27 protein-coding genes are annotated in these 26,840 nt (G+C 61.1%); 18 read left to right on the top strand and 9 right to left on the bottom strand.

Features of this window, described 5'->3' with window-relative positions:
* Positions 1 to 132 precede the first annotated feature (132 nt).
* From ACFSUD_RS04440 to ACFSUD_RS04410, 7 genes are all read left to right on the top strand, one after another.
* Positions 133 to 1,950: an amidohydrolase gene (locus ACFSUD_RS04440; RefSeq protein WP_386371843.1), complete on the top strand. Its 1,818-nt coding sequence runs from the start codon at positions 133 to 135 to the stop codon at positions 1,948 to 1,950.
* Between the two features lie 309 nt (positions 1,951 to 2,259).
* The gene (locus ACFSUD_RS04435) at positions 2,260 to 2,880 is read left to right on the top strand and encodes an HD domain-containing protein (protein ID WP_386371841.1); all 621 of its coding nucleotides are present in this window, start codon (positions 2,260 to 2,262) and stop codon (positions 2,878 to 2,880) included.
* A gap of 260 nt (positions 2,881 to 3,140) precedes the next feature.
* Positions 3,141 to 3,890, top strand: coding sequence for an ABC transporter ATP-binding protein (locus ACFSUD_RS04430; protein ID WP_386371839.1), 750 nt, complete (start codon positions 3,141 to 3,143; stop codon positions 3,888 to 3,890).
* Positions 3,883 to 4,590, top strand: a complete 708-nt coding sequence (locus tag ACFSUD_RS04425; protein ID WP_386371837.1) for an ABC transporter ATP-binding protein — start codon at positions 3,883 to 3,885, stop codon at positions 4,588 to 4,590. The genes ACFSUD_RS04430 and ACFSUD_RS04425 overlap by 8 nt, the downstream gene beginning before the upstream one ends.
* 41 nt (positions 4,591 to 4,631) lie before the next feature.
* Positions 4,632 to 5,831 (top strand): ABC transporter substrate-binding protein, encoded by a 1,200-nt coding sequence (locus ACFSUD_RS04420; protein ID WP_386371835.1) that lies wholly within the window; start codon positions 4,632 to 4,634, stop codon positions 5,829 to 5,831.
* Between the two features lie 75 nt (positions 5,832 to 5,906).
* On the top strand, positions 5,907 to 6,794 hold the full coding sequence (locus tag ACFSUD_RS04415; protein WP_386371833.1) for a branched-chain amino acid ABC transporter permease: 888 nt from the start codon (positions 5,907 to 5,909) through the stop codon (positions 6,792 to 6,794).
* Entirely contained in the window at positions 6,794 to 7,774 is a 981-nt protein-coding gene (locus ACFSUD_RS04410) for a branched-chain amino acid ABC transporter permease (protein WP_386371831.1), read from the top strand. Before ACFSUD_RS04415 ends, ACFSUD_RS04410 begins: the two co-directional genes overlap by 1 nt.
* A gap of 181 nt (positions 7,775 to 7,955) precedes the next feature.
* Here the strand turns inward: ACFSUD_RS04410 and ACFSUD_RS04405 are convergent, their stop codons facing one another.
* Positions 7,956 to 8,150, bottom strand: coding sequence for a hypothetical protein (locus ACFSUD_RS04405; RefSeq protein ID WP_386371829.1), 195 nt, complete (start codon positions 8,148 to 8,150; stop codon positions 7,956 to 7,958).
* 211 nt (positions 8,151 to 8,361) lie between these two features.
* On the opposite strand from ACFSUD_RS04405, the gene ACFSUD_RS04400 reads away from it, so the two are divergent.
* Positions 8,362 to 9,291, top strand: coding sequence for a LysR family transcriptional regulator (locus ACFSUD_RS04400; protein WP_386371827.1), 930 nt, complete (start codon positions 8,362 to 8,364; stop codon positions 9,289 to 9,291).
* A gap of 126 nt (positions 9,292 to 9,417) precedes the next feature.
* Positions 9,418 to 10,272 carry a DUF481 domain-containing protein gene (locus ACFSUD_RS04395; protein ID WP_386371825.1) on the top strand — a complete coding sequence of 285 codons (855 nt, stop codon included), beginning with the start codon at positions 9,418 to 9,420 and terminating at the stop codon, positions 10,270 to 10,272.
* A gap of 148 nt (positions 10,273 to 10,420) precedes the next feature.
* On the opposite strand, the gene ACFSUD_RS04390 is transcribed toward ACFSUD_RS04395, so the two are convergent.
* The gene (locus tag ACFSUD_RS04390; protein WP_386371823.1) at positions 10,421 to 10,693 is read right to left on the bottom strand and encodes a metal-sensitive transcriptional regulator; all 273 of its coding nucleotides are present in this window, start codon (positions 10,691 to 10,693) and stop codon (positions 10,421 to 10,423) included.
* Between the two features lie 127 nt (positions 10,694 to 10,820).
* Here ACFSUD_RS04390 and ACFSUD_RS04385 point away from each other — a divergent pair, with 127 nt between their 5' ends.
* Entirely contained in the window at positions 10,821 to 11,696 is an 876-nt protein-coding gene (locus ACFSUD_RS04385) for a DUF305 domain-containing protein (RefSeq protein WP_386371885.1), read from the top strand.
* A gap of 220 nt (positions 11,697 to 11,916) precedes the next feature.
* Here ACFSUD_RS04385 and ACFSUD_RS04380 read toward each other — a convergent pair whose 3' ends face one another.
* The 5 genes from ACFSUD_RS04380 to ACFSUD_RS04360 all read right to left on the bottom strand — a co-directional run bounded on the left by ACFSUD_RS04380 (position 11,917) and on the right by ACFSUD_RS04360 (position 17,349).
* Positions 11,917 to 12,960, bottom strand: a complete 1,044-nt coding sequence (locus tag ACFSUD_RS04380) for an aminoglycoside phosphotransferase family protein (protein ID WP_386371821.1) — start codon at positions 12,958 to 12,960, stop codon at positions 11,917 to 11,919.
* Positions 12,961 to 13,099: 139 nt separating this feature from the next.
* Complete coding sequence (locus ACFSUD_RS04375; protein ID WP_386371819.1) at positions 13,100 to 14,164, bottom strand: quaternary amine ABC transporter ATP-binding protein; 1,065 nt, start codon at positions 14,162 to 14,164, stop codon at positions 13,100 to 13,102.
* Positions 14,165 to 14,174: 10 nt separating this feature from the next.
* On the bottom strand, positions 14,175 to 15,221 hold the full coding sequence (locus ACFSUD_RS04370; protein WP_386371817.1) for an ABC transporter permease: 1,047 nt from the start codon (positions 15,219 to 15,221) through the stop codon (positions 14,175 to 14,177).
* A gap of 114 nt (positions 15,222 to 15,335) precedes the next feature.
* Positions 15,336 to 16,301, bottom strand: coding sequence for an ABC transporter substrate-binding protein (locus tag ACFSUD_RS04365; protein ID WP_386371815.1), 966 nt, complete (start codon positions 16,299 to 16,301; stop codon positions 15,336 to 15,338).
* 76 nt (positions 16,302 to 16,377) lie between these two features.
* Positions 16,378 to 17,349 carry an ABC transporter substrate-binding protein gene (locus ACFSUD_RS04360; RefSeq protein ID WP_386371813.1) on the bottom strand — a complete coding sequence of 324 codons (972 nt, stop codon included), beginning with the start codon at positions 17,347 to 17,349 and terminating at the stop codon, positions 16,378 to 16,380.
* A gap of 385 nt (positions 17,350 to 17,734) precedes the next feature.
* Here ACFSUD_RS04360 and ACFSUD_RS04355 point away from each other — a divergent pair, with 385 nt between their 5' ends.
* The 8 genes from ACFSUD_RS04355 to ACFSUD_RS04320 all read left to right on the top strand — a co-directional run bounded on the left by ACFSUD_RS04355 (position 17,735) and on the right by ACFSUD_RS04320 (position 24,304).
* Positions 17,735 to 18,163, top strand: a complete 429-nt coding sequence (locus tag ACFSUD_RS04355) for a DUF5602 domain-containing protein (RefSeq protein WP_386371812.1) — start codon at positions 17,735 to 17,737, stop codon at positions 18,161 to 18,163.
* A 1-nt stretch (position 18,164) separates the two neighbouring features.
* Complete coding sequence (locus ACFSUD_RS04350; protein ID WP_386371810.1) at positions 18,165 to 18,683, top strand: plastocyanin/azurin family copper-binding protein; 519 nt, start codon at positions 18,165 to 18,167, stop codon at positions 18,681 to 18,683.
* A 46-nt stretch (positions 18,684 to 18,729) separates the two neighbouring features.
* Positions 18,730 to 19,425, top strand: coding sequence for an RNA polymerase sigma factor (locus tag ACFSUD_RS04345; RefSeq protein ID WP_386371808.1), 696 nt, complete (start codon positions 18,730 to 18,732; stop codon positions 19,423 to 19,425).
* A 62-nt stretch (positions 19,426 to 19,487) separates the two neighbouring features.
* On the top strand, positions 19,488 to 19,700 hold the full coding sequence (locus ACFSUD_RS04340; protein ID WP_386371806.1) for a hypervirulence associated TUDOR domain-containing protein: 213 nt from the start codon (positions 19,488 to 19,490) through the stop codon (positions 19,698 to 19,700).
* On the top strand, positions 19,697 to 20,233 hold the full coding sequence (locus tag ACFSUD_RS04335) for a DUF488 domain-containing protein (RefSeq protein ID WP_386371804.1): 537 nt from the start codon (positions 19,697 to 19,699) through the stop codon (positions 20,231 to 20,233). Before ACFSUD_RS04340 ends, ACFSUD_RS04335 begins: the two co-directional genes overlap by 4 nt.
* A 202-nt stretch (positions 20,234 to 20,435) precedes the next feature.
* Entirely contained in the window at positions 20,436 to 22,526 is a 2,091-nt protein-coding gene (locus tag ACFSUD_RS04330; RefSeq protein WP_386371802.1) for an ATP-binding protein, read from the top strand.
* A 161-nt stretch (positions 22,527 to 22,687) separates the two neighbouring features.
* Complete coding sequence (locus tag ACFSUD_RS04325) at positions 22,688 to 23,773, top strand: TRAP transporter substrate-binding protein (protein ID WP_386371800.1); 1,086 nt, start codon at positions 22,688 to 22,690, stop codon at positions 23,771 to 23,773.
* A 186-nt stretch (positions 23,774 to 23,959) separates the two neighbouring features.
* The gene (locus ACFSUD_RS04320) at positions 23,960 to 24,304 is read left to right on the top strand and encodes a VOC family protein (RefSeq protein ID WP_386371798.1); all 345 of its coding nucleotides are present in this window, start codon (positions 23,960 to 23,962) and stop codon (positions 24,302 to 24,304) included.
* Positions 24,305 to 24,381: 77 nt separating this feature from the next.
* On the opposite strand, the gene ACFSUD_RS04315 is transcribed toward ACFSUD_RS04320, so the two are convergent.
* A complete protein-coding gene (locus ACFSUD_RS04315; RefSeq protein WP_386371796.1) occupies positions 24,382 to 25,773 on the bottom strand; it encodes a TRAP transporter large permease in 1,392 nt (463 codons plus the stop codon).
* Positions 25,773 to 26,357, bottom strand: a complete 585-nt coding sequence (locus ACFSUD_RS04310; RefSeq protein ID WP_386371883.1) for a TRAP transporter small permease subunit — start codon at positions 26,355 to 26,357, stop codon at positions 25,773 to 25,775. The genes ACFSUD_RS04315 and ACFSUD_RS04310 overlap by 1 nt, the downstream gene beginning before the upstream one ends.
* Between the last annotated feature and the right edge of the window lie 483 nt (positions 26,358 to 26,840).

The raw sequence follows: 26,840 nt of genomic DNA, 5'->3' as shown, positions 1-26,840 counted from the left end.
GCAGGAACACGCCGCCACATGCGCGCCTCACACCCGTCGACAAGTGAGAAGATCACCCGAACCGGCGCCGTTGAAGGGATAGCGTTCCGGATCAGCGACTAAATCAGCACCCTGTTAGAACTGGAGGACACAATGCTGACTTTCAAAAATACTGCCCTGCGCAGTGTGGCGCTGAGCGCCCTGATCGCAGGCACGCCCGCCTTAGCCCAAGATCAGCAGGCGGCCGATCTTATCGTAATGAACGCTGGCACCGTCTTTGCCGATGGCGCAGCGACATCAGAGACCACCGCCTTTGCCGTGCGCGACGGGACATTCGTAGCACTAGGCAGCGACGACGACATCGAAGCCTATCGGGGCGATGATACGCAAGTGATCGACGCCGACGGCCGGACTGTCATTCCGGGCTTGAACGATTCACACTCCCATCAGATCCGAGGTGGACGTTTCTACAACCTCGAAACCCGTTGGGACGGCATCCCGACGCTCAAAGAGGCGCTGGAGCGCATCCGTACCGAAGCAGATCGTGTGCCTGAGGGCGAATGGGTCCGCGTTATCGGTGGCTGGTCCCCCTATCAATTCGAAGAAAACCGGATGCCCACCGTTGATGAACTGAACGAAGCCGCACCCGACACGCCGGTTTTTGTGCTGTTCCTCTACAGCCAAGGCTTCCTCAATAAGGCTGGTGTAGAGACACTGGGTTATACGTCAGAGACCGAGACAGCCGATGGCTCGCGTATTGAGATTCTTGAGAACGGCGGCGCGATCCTACATGCCGAACCGAACCCCTCCATCCTCTACAAAACCATCGGCGCGCTGCCGCAAATGTCCGAAGAGGACATGGTGAACTCGACCAAGCACTACTACCGAGAGCTGAACCGGCTTGGTCTCACCTCGTCAATCGACGCAGGTGGCGGCGGGCATGTGTTCCCCGAGGATTACGTTGGCTCCAACAATATCGCGACCAATGATGGGCTGCCGCTGCGGATGAGCTACTACCTCTTTGCGCAGGATCCGGGCGGTGAAATCGCCGAGTTCAAGGATTGGATCGCGAACAACGAGGTTGGGGTCAATCAGGACGCGCATCTGGATCATGGCTACGAGCTGGACGGCGCGGGCGAATTTCTGGTTCACAGCGTTGGCGACTGGGAAAACTTCATGGCCCCTGCCCCCGATTTGGCCGAACGCGAAGCCCAAGGGCAGGATCCGCGTGGCGATCTGCACGCGGTCACCACAATGCTGGTCGAAGCCGGTTGGCCGCTGCGCCAGCACGCGACCTATGGTGACAGCATCGCGCTGATCATGGATGTTTTCGAGCAGGTGAACGAGGAACAGGGCGAGTTTGCCCCCCGTTGGGCGATCGACCATGCCGAAACCGTGCGGGATGCGGAATTAGAACGCATCAAGGCGCTTGGCGGCGGTATCGCCATTCAGGACCGCATGGCCTTTGCCGGTGAATATTTCGTCGACCGCTATGGCGCCGATGCTGCAAAGGCCGCCCCACCAGTGCGCAAGATGCTAGATATGGGCATTCCCGTCGGCGCCGGAACCGATGGTACCCGTGTGAGCAGCTACAACCCATGGCCATCGCTCTATTGGCTGGTCACGGGCAAGACCGTGGGTGGTTTTCAGCTGTGGGACGAGACCAACCGGCTGTCGCGCGAAGAAGCGCTCGGCATATTCACCTCGGGCAGTGCATGGTTCTCGCAGGAGGAGGACGTGAAGGGCAAGATCGAGGAAGGCATGTATGCCGACTTCGCGATCCTGTCGGATGACTATTTCACGGTTCCCGAGGAGGACATCATGTCGTTGGAATCGGTGCTGACCGTGACAGGCGGCAACGTCGTCTATGCCGACGACATGTTCGCCGACTTCGCGCCCGAGGCTCTGCCCGAAGTCAGCCCGGACTGGTCCCCCGTCGTCAGCTATCAGAACGCGCTTGACGTGCGCTGAACCGACGCCGCCGCGCTGAAGCAGCGCGGCGGCATGACCTGAACGCCCTGCGGCGTGCTCGTGCGAGATATTTGATCAACACACTTGGGCACGCCCATCTTGCAGCACAACAAACACAGACGCCGGACCAATGCCGGTCACTCATACGCCGCGCAGCATCTTGTTCTCTTCGTCATCAGACAGTGAGACGAGATCAATTTTGCTGATCGCCAAGCCAATTTCCGTACTTTACCAAACGCCGCTCTCAGCCCAAGGTGAGAACAAGTGACGCCGAATAGGTTGGCCCATTGATGACGAAGGATCAAACTCATGGATCGCGTTAAATTCACCCAGATGAAAGACGGGACTCCGGAAGAGTACCAATTCCTGACCGAGCACGAAGTTGCGTATACCAAAGGCACCGCGTCCCGTCTGCTGGCAGCATTGGTTGACCTGGACGAAGGTCTCTCAGGTTACCAGGTTTCTCGTCTTGGTCATTCCCTGCAGTCCGCCACCCGGGCCTATCGTGACGGAGCTGATATCGATTGGATCGTCTCGGCCCTCTTGCACGACATTGGCGACATCTATGCGCCCTATAACCATGATGAATATGCCGCTACAATCATTCGTCCGTTCGTTCGCGAACAATGCACCTGGGTGGTCGAAAAACACGGCGATTTCCAAATGCTTTATTACGGCCATCACGTCGGCGGCAACCAGCATAAGCGCGACGCTTACAACGGCCACAAGTATTTCGATGACTGCGCTGATTTTTGCGAACGCTGGGATCAGGCAAGCTTTGATCCAGCCTACGACACCCTTCCCATCGATTTCTTCGAGCCAATGGTGCACGACGTCTTTTCCCGGGCACCGTATGATCCCGCAGTGATCAGGCCGGGAGAACGAGAGGCTCTGCAGAATGCTGGATTGGCTGGGCAAAGAGCGGAATGATATCCGAGCGGCGCCGCCACTTTGGCTCGGTGCCATATCCTCGGATGCTGAATGCCGCTCAGTCGCTTCGAAAAATATCATCTGGTCTAAACGCCCATAAATCTTGACAATTAACGTTTACAAACGTGAACATCGCCGCAATCATATAGTCTCTACACCGATTACCACGACACGCAGATCGTGGACTAAGGATGCGCGCTCTAGCTGTATACTTTGGTACACATGGGGCATTGGGGAGGGTTTAGAGGAATGGTCTCGACGTGAGCATAGTTTTGGAAGCTACCGGGCTGACAAAGGAGTTTAAGGGGTTCGTCGCAGTGAAAGACGTGAACCTCAAGGTAGAAGAAGGTACGATTCACGCATTGATTGGCCCGAACGGGGCGGGCAAGACGACCTGTTTCAACCTTCTGACCAAATTCCTTAAGCCGACACGTGGCAGGATCGTCTTCGAGGGGCGGGACATCACCCGTATGGAACCCGCTGACATTGCGAAGCTGGGCATGGTGCGCTCATTTCAGATCTCAGCGGTCTTTCCCGATCTGAGCGTTCTTCAAAACGTGCGCGTGGCCTTGCAGCGGCGCCGGGGTGAAAGCTTTGATTTCTGGCGCTCGGAAAAAAGCCTGAGCCAGTATGACGACATCGCCTGTGGCTATATCGAAGAGGTCGGGCTGACCGAGTTCCTGCATCACCGCGCGGCGGAATTGTCCTATGGCCGCAAACGTGCGCTTGAAATCGCCGCGACCCTGGCGTTGGAGCCCCAGATGCTGTTGCTGGATGAGCCGATGGCAGGCATGGCGCAGGAGGACGTGGAGCGTATTTCGGCACTGATCCGTCAAGTTGCCAAGAACCGCACCATCCTCATGGTCGAACACAACCTGTCGGTCGTGGCCGACCTGTCCGACAAGATCACCGTACTGGCCCGGGGCGAAATTCTTGCCGAAGGCGATTATGCCGCCGTATCCACCGCTCCCGAGGTTATCGAAGCCTATATCGGAGCGGAGTATGAGTAACGAGAGTCTCCTGACCGTAAAGGACCTGAACGGCTGGTATGGTGAAAGCCATGTGCTGCATGGCATCGATTTCGAAGTCCAGCGCGGCGAAGTGGTCACGCTTCTGGGACGTAATGGTGCCGGTAAGACATCGACACTATTGGGCGTGATGGGCATCTTGCCGCGCCGCACTGGTTCCGTGCGCTACATCGGCAGGGAAACCATCGACATGCAGCCGCGCCAGATAGCCCGCGCCGGTATCGCAATTTGCCCCGAGGAACGCGGCATATTTTCCTCGCTCAACGTCGAAGAGAACCTCATGCTGCCTCCGCGCATTGCCGATGGCGGGCTGAGCGTGGAGCGGATCTTCGATCTTTTCCCCAACCTCAAGGAACGTCGCCGCAGCCAAGGGACCAAACTTTCGGGCGGTGAACAGCAGATGCTTGCCATTGCGCGGATTCTGCGCACCGGGGCGCAGCTGCTTCTGCTGGACGAGCCGACTGAAGGGCTGGCACCGGTCATCGTGCAACAGATCGGCCGGACCATCGCGGCATTGAAGAACGAGGGCTTCACCATCGTGCTGGTGGAACAGAACTTCCGCTTCGCCGCTTCGGTGGCAGACCGGCACTATATAGTCGAACAGGGCAAGGTGATCGACATGATCCCCAATGCCGAGCTCGAAGCCAACAGCGAGAAACTCCAGACCTATCTGGGTGTGTAGCGATAACCGGCGCCAATATGCGTCACAACAGGAGGAAAACCATGCTGAAGAAACTGGCCCTGAGCACAGCGCTGGGAGCGCTTGGCGCGAGCGGCGCACTGGCGCAGGATATCAACGTGAAACTGGGTGTGCTCAATGACCGCTCAGGCACCTATGCCGACCTCTCGGGCGAAGGCTCCGCCGTCGCGACACGCATGGCCGTCGAGGATTTCGGCGCCGCCGAGAAGGGTATGAACGTCGAGGTGATCTCGGCCGATCACCAGAACAAACCCGATGTCGGCTCCAACATCGCGCGCCAGTGGTATGACGTGGACGGCGTGAATGCTATCGTTGACGTGCCGACTTCCTCGGTGGCTCTCGCGGTGGCCGATATTACCGCAGACGCCAATGGCGTCCTGTTGGATTCCGGCGCCGGCTCCACCAGCCTGACACGCGAACAATGCCAGCCGACGACCGTGCACTGGACCTATGACACCGCCGCTCTGGCCAATGGAACGGGCGGTGCCGTAACCAACGCAGGCGGCAAGAAATGGTTTTTCCTGACCGCGGATTACGCCTTTGGTCATTCCCTTGAAGAAAATACCATGGCGGTTGTCAAAGACAATGGCGGCGAAGTCGTGGGCAATGTGCGCCATCCCTTCCCCTCGCAGGATTTCTCGTCCTTCCTGCTTCAGGCTCAGGGTTCGGGTGCGGACGTGATCGGCCTGGCCAATGCTGGTGGCGACACTGTCAATGCGATCAAGCAGGCGTCGGAATTTGGCATCACCCAGGCTGGCCAGTCACTGGCCGCGCTCTTGATGTTCGTCACCGACGTGCATTCGCTGGGGGCCGAAACGGCGCAGGGTCTGAACCTGACCGAGGCCTTCTACTGGGATCAGAACGACGCCACACGCGCATGGTCGGCCCGTTTCGAGGAACAGATGGGTGCGAAACCGACGATGGTGCATGCCGGCGCCTATTCCGCCACCATGGCTTATCTCGCGGCGGTCGAGGAACTTGGTAGCGCCGAGGATGGCCGTGCGATCGTGGCCAAGATGCGGGAGATGGACATCGACGATCCGCTCTTCGGCAAGGTCACTGTGCGCGGCGATGGCCGGGCGATCCACGATATGTATCTCTTCGAGGTGAAGAAGCCCGACGAATCCGAAGGTGAATGGGATCTCTACAATCAAATCTCCACCATCAGCGGAGAAGACGCCTTCCTGCCGATGCTGGAAGAATGCGATTTTTCCAAGAAGTAAACCGTCAATGCATGTGTCCGGCCCGGGGGGCCGGGCACATGTCTGTCTGACCATCCGCTGCGGAGGGGCACGGAAATGTTCGAGCTTTTGGGAATACCGCCACAGGTCCTGCTGGGACAGCTTTTGCTGGGACTGATCAACGGCTCCTTTTACGCGGTGCTGTCACTGGGACTGGCGGTGATTTTCGGCCTGCTCAATATCATCAATTTCGCTCATGGAGCGCTCTATATGGCGGCGGCTTTCGTGGCGTGGATGCTGCTGGAATACCTCGGCATCGGCTACTGGCCCGCGCTCATTCTCGCACCGCTTATCGTGGGCGCCTTCGGGGTGCTGCTGGAGCGGACGATGCTGTCGCGGCTCTATCACCTCGATCACCTCTACGGGTTGCTGCTGACATTCGGTCTGGCGCTGATCATTCAGGGGCTATTTCGCAATTACTACGGCATTTCCGGTCTACCCTATCAGATCCCCGAGGCGCTCTCGGGCGGGCGCAATCTCGGCTTCATGTTCCTGCCCAACTATCGCGCCTGGGTCGTCGTGGCGTCGATCCTTGTCTGTTTTGGAACCTGGTTCATGATCGAAAAGACAAGGCTTGGCGCCTATCTGCGGGCCGCGACGGAAAACCCGACGCTGGTGGGAGCCTTCGGGATCAACGTGCCGCTGATGATCATGCTGACCTATGGGTTTGGCGTGGCACTGGCAGGCTTTGCCGGGGTGCTGGCCGCGCCGATCTATTCGGTCAATCCAAACATGGGCGCCGACCTTATCATCGTAGTCTTCGCCGTGGTGGTGATCGGCGGCATGGGGTCGATCATGGGGGCGATCCTGACCGGCTACATGCTCGGTCTGATCGAAGGGCTCACGCGGGTATTCTACCCCGAGGGCTCGGCCGTGGTGATCTTTGTCATCATGGCAATCGTGTTGCTTATCAAGCCTGAAGGGCTTTTCGGAAGGACCGCGTAATGGAGAAGACCGCCATAGATTCCACCATGGCAACGTCGGCAGCGCAGCAGGCGGGGATGCCCCGGCTGCACAAGGTTATTTTTGCCATGTTGCTGGTGTTCCTCGTCGCCCTGCCGTTCCTCGTCTACCCGGTCTTCGCGATGAAAGTGATGTGTTTCGCGCTCTTCGCGGCGGCCTTCAACCTGTTGCTGGGTTTTGGCGGTCTATTGTCTTTCGGTCATGCGGCCTATTTCGGAGGGGCGAGCTATGTCGCTGCCCATGCCGCCAAGGTCTGGGGCCTGACCCCGGAACTTGCGGTGCTTTGCGGCACGGTGGCAGCCGGGGTACTGGGGCTGGCCATCGGTTTTCTCGCGATCCGGCGACAGGGTATCTATTTCGCGATGGTCACACTGGCCTTCGCGCAGATGGTTTATTTCTTCTCGCTGCAGGCGCCTTTCACCGGCGGTGAAGATGGCATTCAATCGGTGCCGCGCGGCGACCTGTTCGGGTTGTTCTCGCTCGAGGACAACGTGGCGCTTTATTTCTTCGTACTTGCGGTGACTTTCGCCGGAATCCTGTTTCTTTACCGAATTGTTCATTCGCCCTTCGGCCAGGTTCTCAAGGCAATCCGCGAGAACGAGCCGCGGGCTATCTCGCTGGGATACAACGTAACCCGCTACAAGCTGATGGTGTTTGTCCTTTCGGCCACCTTCGCAGGTCTGGCAGGAGCCCTCAAAAGCCAGGTGTTCCAGCTCTCATCGCTCACCGATGTGCATTGGGCAATGTCGGGTGAAGTCGTATTGATGACGTTGCTGGGGGGCATGGGCACGATCTTCGGCCCGCTTGTCGGCGCGGCGATCATCGTGACGATGCAGAATTACCTCGCCACCTTCGGCGCCTGGGTCACGGTGATCCAGGGAGTCATCTTCGTCATTGGCGTGCTGCTGTTCCGCGAAGGCATTGTTGGCGTGATTTCCCGCTGGATAAAACGACCGCTTTGAACGCGCTCGTGACAGCTCAAGATGACTGGCAACGGTGCCGGAGAACCGGAACGCCCCGAAGCGGTCGAAACCAGGCGTGCGTCGCCCAAAGTATGCGCTTTTTGCAGCGAAGTTACCTGAAAAATGGCGCGCCCCTCAGCGCGCCATTCAGCTAGGCTTGCCCTGGATCGAGCGCCGCATCTTAATCGGCGCCGGAAACCTTTTTGGCCCCTTTGACCGCCAGTCGGCCCGCGCCAACGGTGCCTTTGACCGCGGTTTTGGCGACGAAGCCAGTTGCGTCCACGGTGTTATCCACGATCCGCTCGGTGGAGCACGCAGAGAGGCTTGCCAGCGCGCTGATCATTGCGGCGATAAGTACAGCTTTTGCATTCAACATACTCAATTTCCTTTCTGCTGCGTCAAGTCTTCGACTGTCTCGCAAAGTAACTCCGAAGGGACAGGACAAGGGCGCGACACCCCCGACCCACCGGGATCCAATCATGAAACCTTGCATCCTTCGCTTTACTGACACTTTCATAAAGGGTTTCGCAATATTCTAATAACGAATAAGAATAATGCTTGAAGCGCGTCTTACTTGTAGATGAAGCATGGACATAACCCTGATCAAGACCTTCGTCGAAGTCGCCAATACCGGATCCTTCGTCGCGGCGCGTGATCGGTTGTTTGTCACGCAATCCGCCATCAGCCTGCGCATACAGCGCCTGGAGGACAGTCTTGGGCATCAACTGTTCACGCGGTCCAAGGCCGGAGCGGTCCTCACGCCCGAAGGCGTGCAGTTCGAGCCCTACGCGCTGAGCCTGTTGAAGATCTGGGAGGAGGCCCGGCAGCAGATTGCCATTCCCGAAGGCTATTCACGGGCGTTCAGTATCGGCGCTCAATATTCTCTATGGCCCGGACTGGGCTTTCGCTGGATCGATGCCCTCCAGCTGGAAATGCCGGAACTGAGCGTGCATGCGGAAGTCGGCATGACGGACCGCATCACCCGCTTTCTGGTGGAAGGCGTTGTGCAGGCCGCACTCCTTTATACGCCACAATTGCGACCCGGATTGATTGTCGAACCCGCAATTGATGACGAACTGATCCTTGTGACCTCCTATCCAGACGCAACCCTGGAGACCCTCACTGATTTTGTGTCCGTCGATTGGGGCCCGGAGTTTATCCACGCGCTCGCTATCGCGCTGCCTCACCTGACGGATTCTGGTCGGTCAATGGCGCTGGGGGCACTGGCAATGGAGTATGTCGTCAACCGAAGAGCGGCGGCATTTCTGCCTGCGCGGTCAGTTCGGCGCTATCTGGATGGAAAGAAACTTCATGTTGTGGCGGATGCGCCACGGTTTCCCTATCCGTCCTGGGTTGTTTGGCGAGATGACCTTGATGAGGATCTGGCACGAATAGCCCGGACCACATTGGAGCTCGTTGTTCAAGCGGCTGAAAAAGATCAGGAATCCCTCGTCGACGAGTTGGAAACCATGGAAGATTACGAGCCTGGCACTCAGACCACTATGACAAGTGAGTAATAATCTCTTTATACATAAGTCATTCGAATTTTCCTCAAGTCAACCGAGCCCGTAAACCCGTCCTCAGCAGAGATGCTTTCGGACCATTCACGGTTCGGATCACTTCTTTTGAGGAAGGATTGACCCATGGACTCTCTTGTAAAATATGCCGCCGCTTCCGCGCTGGCATTGTTGGTCGCTGCCCCTGTTTCGGCACAAAACACCATCACAGGCATCACCGATCTGAACGACCAGATCGACGACATCACCACCGAAGTCGAGCGCGACCAGCGCCGCGGTCAGGATGCCGAGCGTTTCGGCCCCAACGGCGTCGCCCAGGGTTGGCGCGGTTCGTTCGCTCTGACGGCTTCCGGCACATCCGGTAACACCGACACCGGTGAGCTGTCAGGCGCAGGCCGTCTGACCTACGGAATCGGCTCCTGGAACCATCTGGTTGGTTTCGCAATCGAGTACGGTGAATCCAACGGCATCAAGAACGAAGAGAAGTTCTTTGGCACCTACGAAGCCAGCCGCTACTTCACGCCCGAATTCTACGCGTTTGGCCTGGGCCGTTTCCAGTTTGACGGTCTGTTGACCGACAACACCGGCACCATCCTGCCCGGCTCCGAAACCGACGCCTTCCTGGGCTTCGGTCCGGGCTACCGTGTGCTGAATACGCCGAACCACACCTGGCGCGTGCAGGCGGGCCCTGGTGCGCGTTACTTCAAGGACGCAAACGGTGAGTCTGATACCGAAGTCGGCTTCATCGCGTCATCGCGCTATTATTACGCGTTCACCGACACGGTGTCCTTCACCAACGATACCGACATTCTCGGTTCGGATGTGAACACCGTCCTCTCCAACGACGCCGGTGTGAACTTCAAGATGTCCGACAACCTGTCCACCCGCGTCAGCTACCGGACAGATTACAACACCGACCCGACCCCGGGCCTGAAATCGACCGACAACACGATCGGCGTTTCGCTAGTGATCGGCTTCTAGGACGAAATGGGACGTCGGAGCGGTTTCTTTCCTCGTATCGCACACGACCGACCGACAGGAGGATGGGGCAACCCATCCTCACACTGCCGACAAACCCCGTCATCATTGGCGGGGTTTTTCTTTTGAGGGTATATGGAGCTGAAGACGTTCAGGTCTGCGCTTTCTGCAGCAGCGCGATCAGCTCGTTGAACTTCTTGCGCTGCTCTTCGGCACCGCCACTGGCAATCGCATCCTCGACGCAATGCCGGGCGTGGTTTTCCAGCAACATCCGCTCCACTCCCTTGAGGGCGGACCGCACCGCCGCCGTCTGCGCCAAGACATCCACGCAATAGCGGTCTTCCTCGACCATCCGAGCGATGCCCCGCACCTGCCCTTCCAGCCGGGCAAGGCGGTCCAGTGTCTTTTGCTTGTCCTTTTTCATGCGGCACTCCTTTGGAACCATCTCGGCGGGCGTTGGTTAAGGATACCTATAGGGGGTATGATTCAAACCGGTAAGGGAAGGTTCGATCAGCATGGCACAGGACAGCGGAAATCACGAGAGCAGCGGCATGGGCTACGGACGCTTTGCCGCGATGATCGCAACCTCGACGGTGGTGATGTTCGGGCTGATGTATCTGAACACTTACCTCGTCTCCCACGTCTTCTGGTCGGAAACCCGCGCCTACATGGCTCTGCTGATGGGCGCGACTATGGTGATCATCATGCTCGCTTTCATGCGATCGATGTATTCGAGCAAGGCGATCAATGCCGCCATCTTCATCGGCGCAGCCATCGCCTTCACCGGTTCCCTCTGGCTGGTGCGCAGCCAGGTCACGGTGGGCGACACAAGCTTCATGCGGGCGATGATTCCGCACCATTCCATCGCTATCATGACCTCCAGCCGCTCGAACCTCTCGGACACGCGCGTGCGCAAGCTGGCGGACGAAATCGTCTATGCCCAGGACAAGGAAATTGCCGAAATGCGGTTCCTCGTCTCGGATATCGAGGCAAACGGCGATAAACCGGCAGCAGGAAACAGCGAAACACCCGAGATTGTCCCGCTCGCCCAAGCGCTCTCAACGGCCGAAATCGCGATCCTCGATCCGGAGTTTCTGACGGACGCGCATATTGCGAAGCTCTTTCCGGACGGAGCGGCATGCACCTTCGCCTATACCGAAACCAGCCCGCCGGTTCTGGCCGTGGGCCAGAACGGCGCGGCGCTGGTGCGCATTTCCGGCGATCTGGTGCGCCTCGATGCGGAGGATGCAGGCGCAGTGACGACCGGGCCGAGCCTGATGGCCGACGGAATTGCAATGCGCCTGTCCGCCCCGGGCGACGACGGTGCGCTCGATGTCTCGGCGGGGCGGCAGGAAGCCGACCTGATCCTCGAACTCGATGCCGGTCTGCGCGCCGGATACCGCGGTTATTACAGCTGCGGAACCTGACAATGCTGCGAACGGAATGGGATGGATGGTGGACGGCATCTCGCACCTCAATTGCCGCAGCAGGCGGATGGCGGAGCGAGAACTCTGGCAGCGGGCTGATCGCGCCTAGTCGCCCGATTCTCTATCGAAATGCAAGCTCGCGGTTCGCTGAACTTCGGATCCTCTCATAGCCCTTTGGTTGCGGGTTCGAGTCCGGCCGGTCCTACCATATAACGCTGTTTCACCGATCCACATCACGGCCTAGCGCGAGCTTGCGGCCCTTGATCTGCCAATCCGGCAGGTCGCGATCGAGCAGCGCGGCAATTTCGCCGAGTCCTGCATCGCCGAGCGCCTGTTCGAATTGCGCCAGAACCCGAGGCATGTAGTCGAGATAGCGTGGTTTCGCGTCGCGTTGACAGAGTCGCACGAAGACCCCGAGAATACGGGCATGACGCTGGGCACCCAGCAGGGCATAGCGGTGGCGGATGTCAGCAGGCGCGCCGAGATGCGCCGGGGCGCCGTCGAGATAGCGCGCCAGCAGCACCGCCTCGAGCCCGGACGCAAGGTCGCGGCGCGCATCCTGCAGCAGCGACACGAGGTCATATTCACAAGGTCCGATCACCCCGTCCTGAAAATCCAGCAAGCCGCAGCGCGCCACGCCACTTCGGCCTTCCAGCAGCATCAGGTTGTCGACGTGGAAATCGCGCAGCACCAGCGTATCGAACCTTTCGGCCAGAGGCGTCAGGGCCTGCGACCAGAGCCCGAGAAACGAGGCGCTGAAGCTCTCCCGGTCGACATCCGGCGCGATTGCGGGAGCGAACCAGTCGCAGAAGATCTGCAATTCCCTCAAATGGGTTTCGCGGTCGTATCGCGGCTGCTCCGGCAGAAGCGCCGCCTTCTGATGATGCAGATGCAGCAACGCATCGATCGCCAGCTCGTATAGCTGTGTCTCATCCCTTCCCGCGGCGAGGCAGGCAGCATAGGTCTGATCGCCGAAATCTTCGATCAGTGCGAGCCCCTGCCCGGAATCCGCTGCAATGACCCGCGGTGCCGACAGGCCGACGCCATTCAGAAAGCGCGACAGGCGCAGATAGGCCGCGAAACCGGTCGGATCCGTGCGGTCCTCCATCAGCAGCAGCCCCTCTCCGGGCAGCCGGTGATAGCGCCGGGCCGAGGCATCCGCGGCGAGGCTTTCGAGCGCTTGTCCGCCATGCCCATGGGCGGCAAGGAAATCAGCGAGGGAAGTCTCCACTGCGCCAGCGTGCCCCTTGTGCAGTTCGGTCATCGCGCTCTCCCTCCGCCCCTGCCGCGTTGCTATCGGCGTCACGACGTTGTCTGCCGCATCGCAACAGGTCTTTCCAGAGGGTTTTTCGCAATGGCGAGGGGGCACGGCGGCCGACTGTGCCGCCGCCGTGCCCGAGCGGTCACCCCGCGCGGCGGGCCGCCTCGGGATCATCGGAGCCGCCCTGGGGCACCAGTGCGCGTACCAGGTTGCGCATTTCCAGCAGTCCGACCTGTCGACCGTCCCGCATCACCCGGTAATGCTTGGTCGTATCGCCGCCGGAAAGCTCGATCACCGATTCCAGTGTGTCGTCGTGATCGACCTCGCCCGCCGCTTCTCCGGCCGGTTCCGTGGTGCGCAGCATTATCGAGCGGGTGCGCAGCACGCGGGCGCGGTTGATGTCGCTGACGAAGTCCTCGATATAGGGATCGGCCGGGTTGAGCAGGATATGCTGCGGCTCGCCCTGCTGGACGATGAACCCGTCCTTCAGGATCACCAGATGATCCGCCAGTTTCAGCGATTCATCGAGGTCATGGGTGATGAAGACGATGGTCTTGTGCAGCTCGGCCTGCAGCTCGATCAGCAGGTTCTGCATGTCGGTACGGATCAGCGGGTCGAGCGCCGAGAACGCCTCGTCCATCAGCATGATGTCGGAATTCGACGTCAGCGCCCGCGCGATCCCGACGCGCTGCTGCATCCCGCCCGAGAGCTGATGGGGGTATTGCTCGCCCTGCCCTTCGAGCCCGACCCGGTCGAGCCATTTACGCGCCTCGTCGGCATATTTGCGCAGGCTCTGGCCCTCCACCGCCGGGGCCAGCCCGGTATTCTCCAGCACCGTGCGGTGCGGCAGCAGAGCGAATTTCTGGAACACCATCGACATCTTGTGCTTGCGCAGCTCGCGCAGCTGCCGGGCGTTGTAGTCGAGGATGTTGTCGCCATCGACGATCACCTCCCCGGCGCTCGGCTCGATCAGCCGGTTGAGGTGCCGGATCAGGGTCGACTTGCCCGAGCCCGACAACCCCATGATGACCGTCGTCTTGCCCGCCGGGATATCGACATTGATGTCGTTGAGTCCGAGCACATGATTATGCTCGGCCAGAAGCTCTGTCTTGCCCATACCGCTGCGCACATGCTCGAGCGCCTTGTTGGGCTGGGCGCCGAAGATCTTGTAGAGATTGCGGATCTTGATCTTGATATCGTCAGACATGACAGGTTCCTTATCGCGGTTGTGCGGCGTTGATCCGCGCCAGTGCCGCCTTGGTCACGCGGTCGAGGATGATGGCGAGAAGCACGATGCCGAGGCCGGAAAGCAGGCCGACCCCGAGTTCGAGACTGCGGATACCGCGCAGCACCAGCACGCCGAGACCGGGGGCCGAGACGAGCGAGGCGATCACCACCATGGCGAGGCTCATCATGATCGTCTGGTTGACGCCCGCCATGATATTGGGCAGCGCCAGCGGGATCTGCACGCCGAAGAGTTTCTGGCGGTTGGTCATGCCGAAGGCATCCGCCGCCTCGATCACATCCGGATCGACCAGCCGGATACCGAGATCGGTGAGACGCACGACCGGCACGATGGCATAGAGGATGATCGCGATGCCATAGAGCTTGGGCTCGGTCACCGAAAAGAGGAAGATCAGCGGGATCAGATAGACAAAGGGCGGCAGGGTCTGGAGCATGTCGAGCACCGGGATCATCACCTTCTGCACCCTGTCATTGCGCGACATCGCAATTCCTATAGGCACGCCGAGCAGAACACATATGATCGCACAGACGAAGATGATCGCCAGCGTCTGCATGGTATAGTCGTAGTAATCCACGAAGGCGAGGAAACCGAAGACCAGCGCGACCAGCCCGACCAGCTTCAGCGAGCGCCCGACGACCCAGGTCAGCAGCATCAGCACCGGTATCATGATCCACCAGGGCACCGCCTGCATCAGCCAGAGCGATTCATTGAGCGCCCAGCTCAGTGGCTGGGTCAGCGGATCGAAAACGACCTTGAGCCCGTCCTTTATATCGAGAAAGCCGCGTTCCAACCCGGTGGTCAGGTCGCGCGATTGCGGGATCGCCGGGCAGGCGTCGTTCAGCGCATCGAGCGAGGGAAAGGGCGTGTCCCAGGCCGAGACCTCGACATCCGCGCCTTCGGCCTGGCCGAGCAGATCGGCCATCGACATCGGGCCGTCAGCCCCCCCGGAGCCCGCTTCGGAACCGCCGCACCAATTGCGCAGCCCCAGCCGGTCGAAAATGAAATCATACGTCGCCATACGTGTTTTGTTCGAGACCCGGCCGGGTCCCGCCTTCCTTGGATTGAAATATCAAGGCGGCACCGCAGGGCGCCGCCTTCCCGGCTGGCCATTCGCCAGCGTCCTGACGTGTAATTACTGAAGCAGCGCCGCGAGCCGCTCGCGCGCCTCCGCGTTCAGCCAATCGGCCCATTGATCGGGATTGCTGCGCAGGAAATGCACCGCAGCCTCCTCGGCATTGGCATCATTTTCCTCCATCCAGGCGAGCAGCGCGCTCATGTCGTCGGTCTGGAAACTGAGCTTGCTCATCATCTCGGCAATCTCGGGTTCGCGTTCGGTGAAGCTGGTGGTGGCCACGGTATAGACGAGGCTCGGCGGATAGGCGCTCGGTTTGGGATCAACGGTCTCGGAATTGAGATTGGCCTGATGCGCCTTGCGGTCGAGCGCGCCAAAATCCACCGGTGTCATGTCGAACCGCCCCATGATCTCGGTCGGGGCCCAGTAATAGCCGAACCAGGGCTTCCGTTCCTCATAGGCCGAGGCCAGCGACGCGGCGAGGGTTTCGCCCGAACCATGATCGAGAATCTCGATACCGGCTTCTTCCATCCCCCAGGCACGGGCGTTGTTGCGGTTGATGATCCGGCAGACCCAACCGTCGGTGCAATTGTGAAACCGCCCGTCGACGAGCTCGGGATTGTCCAGTATACCCTGGATCGTCGTCAGCTCGGGGTGTTCCTCGGCCAGATAGGTCGGTATCCACCAGCCTTCGAGCCCGCCGGGTTTCAGCACTTCGGTCAACTCCGTAACCTTGCCTTCGGCCTTCAGCCGGTCATAGACCTCACCGGCGGAATTGACCCAGAGCTCCGTCACCAGATCCGGCTCGTTGTTCTCCGCCAGCGAGGTAACCGCCGGGATGGTTTCAAGCGGCACCCGCGTGACCTCGCAGCCATAGCCCTGTTCCATCAGGAAAGCAGCGATCTCGGTGGTGATGATCGCCGAGGAAAAGCTCATCTCGGTAATCGAGACCTCCCCGCAATCGGCGGCCGCGAGGCCCGGAACAGCCGCGGCGCCAAACGCTGCCGCGATCAGTGATTTTTTCATCTGTCAGTCTTTCTTGTTGTTCTTGCAAAACAGGAAATTGCGGGGCGGGATTGAATGATCCCGCCCCGCTTGCTGCTTATTTCAGCAGGTTGGACAGCTTCTCGCGCGCCTCGTCGCTCAACCAGTCGGCCCAGACGTCCTTGTTGTTGGCCAGGAAATAGACCGCCGCCTCTTCGTTCGTGGCGTTGTTCTCATCCTGCCAGGCAAGGATCTGGCTCATCGTGTCGGTCTTGAAGGTGACATTGCTCATCAGCTTGGCGATCTCGGGCTGTTCCTGCTGGAACTCCTTGGTCACTACGGTCAGCACCGGCGCCGAGGGGAACGCCGAGGGTTTCGGGTCCGGCGTGTTGGCGTTCTGGTTGGCCAGATGCGCTTCCTTGTCGTATTCGCCAAGGTCGATGCTGGTCATGTCATATTTGCCGAGCGGCGTTGTCGGCCCCCAGTAATAGCCGAACCAGGGCTCCTTGGATTCATAGGCCGATGCCATCGACGTCGCGAGGGTTTCGCCGGAACCGTGGTTGAAGATCTCGATACCGTGGCTCTCCACGTCAAAGGCGCGGATCAGGTTGTCGCTTGCCACCCGGCAGCCCCAGCCGTCGGGACAATTGTTGAACATGCCCCCCACCAGCTCGGGATTGGCCAGCACGCCCTCGATGGTCTTGAGCTCGGGATGTTCCTCGACGAGGTAGGTCGGCAGCCACCAACCCTCGACACCGCCAGGGTCAAGCACGCTGGTCAGTTCGACAATCGCGCCATCGGCCTTGAGCTTCTTGTAGACGTCGCCGACAGAGTTGGTCCACAATTCGGTGACGATATCGGGCTCGCCGTTCTCGGCCAGCGAGGTGACCGCCGGGGTTGTGTCGGAGGGCACCACGGTGACATCACAGCCATAGCCCTGTTCCATCAGGAAGCTCGATACCGCGGTGACGATGGCCGAGGAGGCCCAGTTCATCTCGGTGATCGACACCTCACCGCATTGCTCCGCGGCAGAGGCCGAGGCAGGGGCAATGGCGGCAGCCAAAATTGCACTATAAACATAGCGTTTCATATCATCTCTCCTGGTTACGAAATTAGTTCGGCCGACGCTCTGAAAATGCGACCTTCCGGGAAAGCTCCTGGCGCACAGCATCCCTGCGCGGATCCGCCGAAGGGCGGGCTTGAACCAATGTTATGTCGTACCGGACCAAGAAGATGCCGCTATTCCTTCGCCTATTGCTCGGGCGCAACCTAGCAGTCGCAACCCAAGATGCAACCCGATCCGGACAAAATTGCTTTGCAGGGCTAAGGGTCACCCACGGAGCCTGCATTTTCCGACGGCCTTGACAATTTTCGGGAACCTTTCGCGCGCTGCGCCATCCAATGAGGCAGACGGAGCGAGATCCTTCGCCCGTCACGGCGCGGAATTCCGGCGCCGTCCATTAAAGGAGCCCTTGATGATGACCCGTTTCCTGTCCGCCCTCGCCGCCCTGTCCCTGCTGCCCGTCACGGCCGCTTTCGCCCAAGCACCTGCCGAGGCCGTCGCGAGCCACCCGCCGCAGGCACCCTATCAGAAGGTCAGCGAACTCGTGGCGCTGCCCGATTTCCTGCCCGGTATCGGCGAGCTCTATGTCGATCCCGAGACCCTTCCCGTCGGGCCCTTCGTGGCCTATGACCGGGACGGTGCAGTGGTCAGCACGATCTACATGATCCCGATTGCCGACCTGAACCCCGAGCAGAGCTTTGACAATCTCGCGGTGCCGGGCGGCAGCGTCGATCACACCGATATCTATTACAATGCCGGTCACCCGGGCGTCGAGCAGCCGCACGTGCATATCGTGCTCTGGCATGTCGCCCCGGACGGCGAAGCCAGCGTGGCCGAGTGACATGCGGCGCAGGGTCTTTCTTTTCGGCGGCGCCGCGCTTCTGGTCGGCGTCGCCCCCCGTCTCGTCTCGGCCGCCGACGGCGAGCTGCAGGAAATCGTGATGGCAGGCCGCAAGGACGGCTCGCTGGTCTGGTTCGACCCGCCGGGGCTGTTGATCCGCCCCGGCACCACGCTGCGCTGGCGCAATGAGGATCGCGGCAATTCCCATACCGCCACCGCCTATCATCCGGACAATGCCGATCATCCGCTCCGGATCCCTCCGAAAGCACCGGCTTTCGACAGCGGCTATCTGCTGCTCGGCGAGAGCTACGAAGTGGCCCTCACCGAACCCGGTGTCTATGATTACTATTGCGCCCCGCACGAGATGTCGGGCATGGTCGGACGTGTCATCGTCGCCGCGGCGGGCGCGGACGATTTCACCGATTATTCCCCGGCGGGGCTGCCGCCCGAAGCGCTGGCGCGGTTGCCGGAGATTTCCGACATTATCGCCCGTGGTCGGGTCACGGCCGGGGAGACGTGACATGGCGCCTCCGATGACCTGCAGGCCCGAAAGGGGAGAGCTTCCCATGCCGCATGCCGCATCGCTCCAGGATCTGCCCGAACCCGAACTCGTCGCCCGCGCCCGTGCGCAGGATCAGGCGGCGGTGCGGTTGTTGATCGCGCGCTGCAACCAGCAGCTGTTCAGGGTCGCGCGAGGCATCCTCGATGACGATGCAGAGGCCGAGGACGTGGTGCAGGCCGCCTATGTCCGCGGTTTCACCCGGCTCGAATTGTTTCGCGGCGAAGCGGCGCTCGCGACCTGGCTGACCCGGATCGTGATGAACGAGGCCTATGGTCGGCTGCGACGCCGCCGCCGCATCGTGCAGCTTGACGATTATCGTGCAGGAACCCTCGCTGCCGAGCCGGACAGCACCGTCTATTCGACACAGGCGGCACCGCCGGGCCCTGAATCCGAGGTCGCGCGTGCGCAGGTGCGGGTCTTTCTCGAGCGGGCGATCGACGCCCTGCCCGAACCGTTCCGCCTGACCTATCTGCTGCGCGACGTTCAGGACTTGCCGACCCGCGACGTGGCGGAGCTTCTCGGGGTCAAGCCGGTGACCGTGAAGACCCGGCTGTTCCGTGCCCGCCGGATGCTGCGCAACGAATTGTCCCGTCATATCGCGGCGGAATTTTCCGGCGTCTTCCCGTTCGATGGTGCCCGCTGCGCGAACATGGCTGACAGGGTGATCGCGGCGCTCGGCCGACGGGCGGCGCGCGGCTGAACCGTGACACGAAGGAACCGCGCCGCGCCCACCCGCGTTTCCACCACGAAAAGGAGGACGAAATGGCCAAGTTTTCAAAAGGCGATCACGTCAGCTGGAATTCCGAAGCAGGACGGGTCAGCGGGCATATCATCAAGGTCCACGAGAAGGATTTCACCTACAAGGGTCACAAGCGGCGTGCTTCCGAGGAAGAGCCGCAATACGAGATCGAGAGCGACAAGACCGACCATATCGCAGCGCATAAGGAAGAGGCGCTGAGCAAGCTCAAGTCATGAGCGGCGGTTTCTTCAGCATCGGCCATTCCAACCGAGACCTGGAAACCGTGATCGAGATGCTGCGCGAGAACCGGATCACCCTGTTGATCGACGTGCGTTCCTTTCCCCGTTCGCGCAACAATCCCGGCTTCAACATCGACACCTTTCCCGACCTGCTCGCGCAATATCAGATCGGTTATCGCCACATGCCCGATCTCGGCGGACGTCGTCCCAAGCAACCCGAAGTGCCGGACGAGACCAACGCGATGTGGCGGCTGCGTTCCTTCCATAACTACGCCGATTACGCGCTTGGCGAGGCTTTTCAGACCGCGTTTCAGACCCTGCTGGAGCTCGGGCGCGAACAGCGCGTTGCAATGATGTGTTCCGAGGCGGTCTGGTGGCGGTGCCATCGCCGTATCATCACCGATTACCTCCTGCTGAACGGACATGAGGTCACTCACATCATGGCACCGGGCCGGGCCGACGCGGCGAAGGCGACCGACGGGGCCTGCAAGTGCGATGATGATAGGGTGGTCTATCCGGAAACGGCGTGAACGGTCCCGCCTGCCCGGTGATTGCCGCGATTTCGCACTCCGCACAGCTGCGCCCGAGCGTTTCATTTTCGCCATAGCTGCGGATTAACCTGCACCGATCTCTGGATTATCGGTGCAAACGCACGGTCCTTGCCGGAAGGTATCGCTACCGCGACCGGCTCAGACGTCGCGCCGCTTGCCCCCCTGTTGCCGAGGATGACAATTGACCGAGAAGACCCGTTCCCTTGCCAAGCCCGGCTGGCTGCGGCGGTTCAGAACCGCGCTGATCCTCGGCAGCGCCGGGGCCCTCATGCTCGGCGTCGGCCATCGCATCGAACAACTCTCCTATCAGAGCTACCTGCAGGAACTCGAGCTCGACACGACGCTCCGCATGGTCGAACTGCGCGAACGGATCGAGGACGAGGTCTTCGGACGGATCCTGAAGCTCAACGAATTGGCGACCATCATCGGGCTCCAGCCGAAGATCGATCAGGCGGAGTTCACCGCCCGGGCACGCAGCTTCATCGCGGAGAATCCCGATGTGCTGATCATGGCGGCGGCGCGCGATCAGGTGATTTCCCTTGTGCATCCGCTGGCGGGCAATGAAAAGGCGCTCGGCTATGATTACCGCGGCGGTCCGCAATATCCCAAGGTCGAAGAGGCCTTGAGCAGCGGCCGGGGGCTGGTCACCGGGCCTGTCGAGCTGGTCCAGGGCGGGCTCGGGCTGATCCTGCGCCAACCGGTGTTCTATCCGCCTGCAGAAGACCGGGACGAACCGCCCCGGCCCTGGGGCATCCTGTCGATCGTCCTCGATTATCCGAGTTTTCTCGACAATATCGGCATCGCGGAATTCGAAACCGGCCATGACCTGCTGATCCGGGAACCGGCGCGCGACGGTGGCGTCGAGCAGGTCTTTCACGGCGATCCGCAGATTGCCCTGCGCGATCCCGTCACCCTGCCCTTCAGCTTCGCCTTCGGCGATTGGGAACTCGCCGCGACCACCGCGGGCGGCTGGCCACAGCAGCGGCCCGTCTACCTGCAGCAATGGCTGATCCTTATCTCTGCCGTGGCGGCCGTGCTCGGCCTGCTCCTGTACGTGATGCGGCTTGCAGAGACCCGCCGTCTGGCGGAGACGCGGCTTCACAACGGCATCGAGGCACTCGAACACGGCTTCGTCATGTTCGACCCCGACGGGCGGATCGTGCTCTTCAACGACATGTACAAACGCATGCATATCGACAGCGAATCGGTAAAGATCGGCACTTGCTATGACGAGATGGTGCGCGCTTCCGTCGCGCGTGGCTCGGTCAAGGATGCGATCGGGCGCGAGGAGGAATGGCTCGCCGAATGGCAGACCATGCGCGGCCAAGGCATTTCGGATGTCGAACAGGTGACCCCCGATGGCCGGGTGATCAATACTTCCGACAGGGTCATGGCCGATGGCAGCATCGTCGGCCTGCGGGTCGATATCTCCGAGTTCAAACAGGCCCAGATGGCGGCGGAGGCGGCGAACCAGGCCAAGTCCGATTTCATCGGCGTGCTCAGCCACGAACTGCGCACCCCGCTGACCGTTATCCTCGGCCATGTCCGCATGGCCCGTCACGTCGAACGTATGCCGCCCGCGCTGGCGCTGCAGGACGCGCTCGACCGTCACCCGGAGGCAGCACGCGAGATCCAACCGGCGCTGGATGCGCTGCATGGCCAGTTCGGCAAGACGATGGCGACGCTGGAGCGTTCCGGCAACAACCTCCTGCTGCTGATCAACGAGATACTGGATCTCGCCAAGATCGACGCGGGCGGGCTCTCCATTACGCTTGAGGAGGCCGAGGTCGGCGATATCATCACCCCCGTCGCCGAGCAGATGCGCCCGCTGGTTGAACAGAAAGGGCTGCGCTTTGAGGTGCAATCCACCCAAGGCCGCCTTCGCGCCGACGTGCAGCGCCTGCAACAGGTGCTGGTCAACCTGATCGGCAATGCGGTCAAGTTTACCGACAGCGGCAACATCACCCTCAGCGTCACGGGAACGGACACCGCGCTCACCTTCGCGGTCCGCGACACTGGTATCGGCATCCCGGCGAATGAGCTCGGCAAGGTCTTCGATCCTTTCCACCAGGTCGATTCCACGGCCCGGCGGCGCTTCGGCGGCACCGGGCTCGGGCTGGCGATCTCGCAGGACATCGTGCGTGCCCATGGCGGCGAGTTGCTGGTCAGCAGCGTCGAGGGAGAAGGCAGCCTGTTCTCGCTGACCCTGCCACGCGAGCAGGACAAAAACACCCCGCCCGCACCCGCCAAACCCGCGCTGGCAAGCGTCTGAACCGCGCCCCGAGCTGCCCGGAACAGGACGATCCCGCGGCCCTTGCCCCTGCAAGTTCCGCAGCGCGCCACTGGACATCCCGGCGAACTGCTGGTCTGTAACATATCAGAGGTCGGCCGGTTCTGCGCCGCACCCAATTCATTGTCTATGGAGGTTTAACAATGGATCGTCGTTCATTCATCCGCGCGGGCGCGCTCGGTGCCGGTGCCGCAGCGCTGGCGGCCCCGGCCGTCGCACAAGACAAGATCACCTGGCGCATGGTGACTACCTGGCCGAAGAACTTCCCCGGTCTCGGCGTCGGCGCACAGCGTCTCGCGGACCGCATCACCGCGGCCTCGGGCGGTCGCCTGACCATCCAGGTCTATTCCGCCGGTGAGCTCGTGCCGCCGCTGCAATCGCTCGATGCGGTGATCGACGGCAGCGCCGAGATGAGCCATTCCGCCGCCTATTACTGGCAGAACAAATCCGACGCGCTGAACTTCTTCACCGGCGTGCCCTATGGCATGACCTCGGCGGAGCTGGCGGGCTGGATGCGGCACATGGGCGGTCAGGAACTCTGGGACGAGGTCTATGACCAGTTCGGCGTACAGGGTTTCCTGTCGGGCAACACCGGCATCCAGGCCGGCGGCTGGTTCCGCGACGAGATCAACAGCCTCGAAGACCTCAAGGGTCTGCGTTTCCGCACGCCGGGTCTCGGCGGCCGGGTCTGGGAGAAACTCGGCGTCACCGCGACCAACATGGCCGCGGGCGAGATCTTCCAGGCGCTTCAGTCGGGCACGCTCGATGCGGCCGAATTCGTCGGTCCCTACAACGATCTCGCGCTCGGCTTCCACCAGGTCGCCAAAAACTACTATTTCCCCTCCTTCGTGGAGCCGGGTCTGGCGACCGAGCTGGTCGTGGACAAGGCGAAATACCAGGCCCTGCCCGAAGACCTGCAGGCGATCGTCCGTGACGTCTCGCAGGCCGAATACGATCAGGTCGGCTCGGAATTCGCCGCCAATGATCCGCGCGCGCTCAAGACACTTGTCGAAGAACATGGCGTCAACATGCGCCAGTTCCCCGACGAGGTGATGAAGGCCGGTGCCGAGGCTGCCAAGGAGGTGCTCACCTCCCTGCGCGACAATGGCGACGATCTGACCAAGCGCACCACCGAGAGCTTCCTTGAGGCTCTGCGCCTGATGCGCGGCAAGAGCGAGATCGCCGAAGGCCCGTTCGTCCGTGCCCGCGAGCAGTATTTTGACATGTAAGCCGCGCTGGGGTCCGAGCGCTTCGACCAGCGCTCGGACCTTTGATGCGAGTGCGACTTCGCAGGATCGGGCGGCGGATCTTCCGTCGCCCGTTTCCATTCCACAGATCCGCCCGGCGCCGCTTTGGTCGCCCTGCCCGGCAACCAAATGGACCGCCCCGCGTTGATCCGCGAAGGGAGCGTTCCCATGCCCATCGAGAAGATCTTCGCACAATTGGCCTGCCGCGATCTGGCGCAGAGCATATGCTGGTTCGAGCAGCTGTTCGACCGATCACCGGACGCGCGACCGATGGCCGGCCTTGCGGAATGGCATCACGGCGACGGCGCGGGCCTGCAGATTTTCGAGGATGAGGCCCATGCCGGGAGCGGCACCCTGACGCTGATCATGCGCGATCTGAGGGGCGAACATGCCAGACTCGCCGACGCGGGCCTCGCGCCGCCCGCCATCGAGGCCGCTGACACGACAAGCCTCATCCGTCTGCGCGACCCGGACGGAAACCTCGTGGTGCTCGCCCAACCCGGACGCGCCTGAGCCTGTGTTCGCAAAGATAAGAGCCCGGCAACCGTTCAGTCAGCGGGCCCTTGTTGCACCTCCGAAGCGGTAGCGCCCTAACCGGCGATCAACCGCGGCAGCCAGGTTACCAGTTCCGGGAAGGCGAACAGGATCCCGATCGCCAGGACCTGCAGCAGCACGAAGGGCAGGATGCCCTTGTAGATTGCCGAGGTGGGCATCTCCGCCGGAGCCACACCGCGCAGATAGAACAGCGCGAAACCGAAAGGCGGTGTCAGGAACGAGGTCTGCAGGTTCACCCCGACCAGCACGCCCAGCCAGATCGGATCGATATCCATCGCCAGCAGCACCGGCGCGGTGATCGGTATCACGATGAAGATGATCTCGAACGTGTCGAGAATGAAACCGAGCAGGAACATGATCGCCATCACCACCGCCACCGCGGCAAGCCGACCGCCGGGCAAGCTGGAGAGGAATTCATGCACCAGGTTGTCCCCGCCCATCAGGCGGAACACCACGGAAAAGACTGAAGCGCCGAGCAGGATGATGAAGACCATCGAGGTGATCGTCGCCGTGGCCACCATGGTCTCGCGCAGGATCGGGAAGCTCAACCGCCAGCGCAGCGCCGCCAGCAGCATTGCGCCCACCGCCCCGACCGAAGCCGCCTCCGTCGGCGTGGCGATACCGCCAAGGATCGAGCCCAGCACCGCCAGGATCAACAGCAGCGGCGGCACCAGCGCCACACAGACCTCGCGCAGCAGCGCCTTCTTCTCATCCTCGGGCACCGGGGTCGCCGGGCAGGATTGCGGATCGGTCACAGCCTTGAACAGCGTGTAGCACAGGTATAGCCCGACCAGCAGCAATCCCGGCAGCAGCGCGCCGGCGAAAAGATCCCCCACCGATACCGGCGTCGGAGCAAAATTGCCCTTGGCCATCTGCACCTGCGAATTGATCCCCGAGAGCATGTCTCCCATGAAGATCAGCACCGTCGAGGGCGGAATGATCTGCCCCAGCGTGCCGGAGGCGCAGATCACCCCGGTCGCCAGCTTCGGATCATATCCGGCGCGCAGCATCGCGGGCAGCGAGATCAACCCCATGGTCACCACCGTGGCCCCCACCACCCCGGTCGAGGCCGCCAGCATCGCGCCGACAAGGATCACCGAAAAGCCGAGCCCGCCGCGCAGGTTGCCGAAGAGCTTGCCCATGGTCAGCAACAATTGCTCGGCGATCTGACTGCGCTCCAGCATCACCCCCATGAAGATGAACAGCGGCACCGCGACCAGCACCTCGCTGGTCATAAAGCCGATATAGCGGTTCGGCAGGGAGCCGAAATTCGACGGATCGAACACCCCGAAGGCCATGCCGAGCGCGCCGAAGCCAAGGCTTACACCGGCCAGGGTGAAGGCCACCGGAAACCCGAGCAGCAGAAAGCCGATGATGCCAAAGAACATCAGCCCCGAGAGGAGTTCACCAATCGTTACAGGATCCATCAGACTTTACCCTCGTCGGCTTGGTAGGCGGCATCCGCCGGTTTTTCGAGATAGGCCATCATCGGCGGCACGAGATCCCGGCGTCCGCCCAGCACCAGCAGCGAGCGGCAGATCATCGCGACCCCCTGCAGCGCCAGCAGCGCCACGAAGACGATGATGAAACTCTTGAGAATGAAGAGACCCGGCATGCCACCGACATTGGCCGACCCTTCCTTATAGGCCCAGGAACGCTGCACGAAGGGCAACGCATAGACATAGACGACCCAGGCGAAGGGCATCAGAAAGAAGATCACCCCTATGAGATCGACCAGCGCCCGGGTGCGTATCCGTGCCGGACGATAGAAGATATCGACGCGCACGTGATCGTCCTTGAGCAGCGCGAAGCCCGCGACCGCCGTGAACATCGCCCCGTTGAGCCAGATATAGAGATCCTGCATCCAGACATAGCTGACCGCGAAGACATAGCGCTGCACCACCACGGTGAAACAGACGAGCACGATGCCGAGTGACAGCCAGGAAAACAAATGGCCGACGATCAGGTTGATCCGGCTGATCCCCGCGGCCAGCCCTGCCAATATCCGCATCATGATTTCGTCCTTTCTGTGACCGTGATAACGACCCATCCGATCCGGTGAACAGGACGAAGGGACAGATGTGTCCAGGATAGGCCGTGATTATCCAAGCACGCGGGCCACGACAAGTCTTGTGCCGCCCCGATCCCCGCGTCCCGGGCAAAGAATTGCACGTTTATTCAATTCCACCAAACCCTCAGCAACCGGCCGAAGCGACAAAATCACTTCATCCGACAAGGGATTGACAGGTTTCCGCCACATTCCCGCCCCGCTCCCGGCAGCTTTGCCGCGCAATCTGTTCCTACGGGCGGCGGCACCCGCCTCGGCAGGAGGAGCAGCGCAATGGCCAAGCCAGACGTTTCCAAACCGGATCGGAATTCGAACGAGCCGACAAGACAGCCCGAGCCTCCGAAGAAACCCAAACCGGATATCACCGATTACGCAAGTCTCTGACGGGGATATCGTTAAGCTATTGTTAACGCTAAGGGTTTCGCA

This window comes from Sulfitobacter aestuarii, from assembly GCF_042685005.1.
Taxonomy (GTDB): domain Bacteria; phylum Pseudomonadota; class Alphaproteobacteria; order Rhodobacterales; family Rhodobacteraceae; genus Sulfitobacter; species Sulfitobacter aestuarii.
This window is presented reverse-complemented; position numbering and strand designations above follow the sequence as displayed.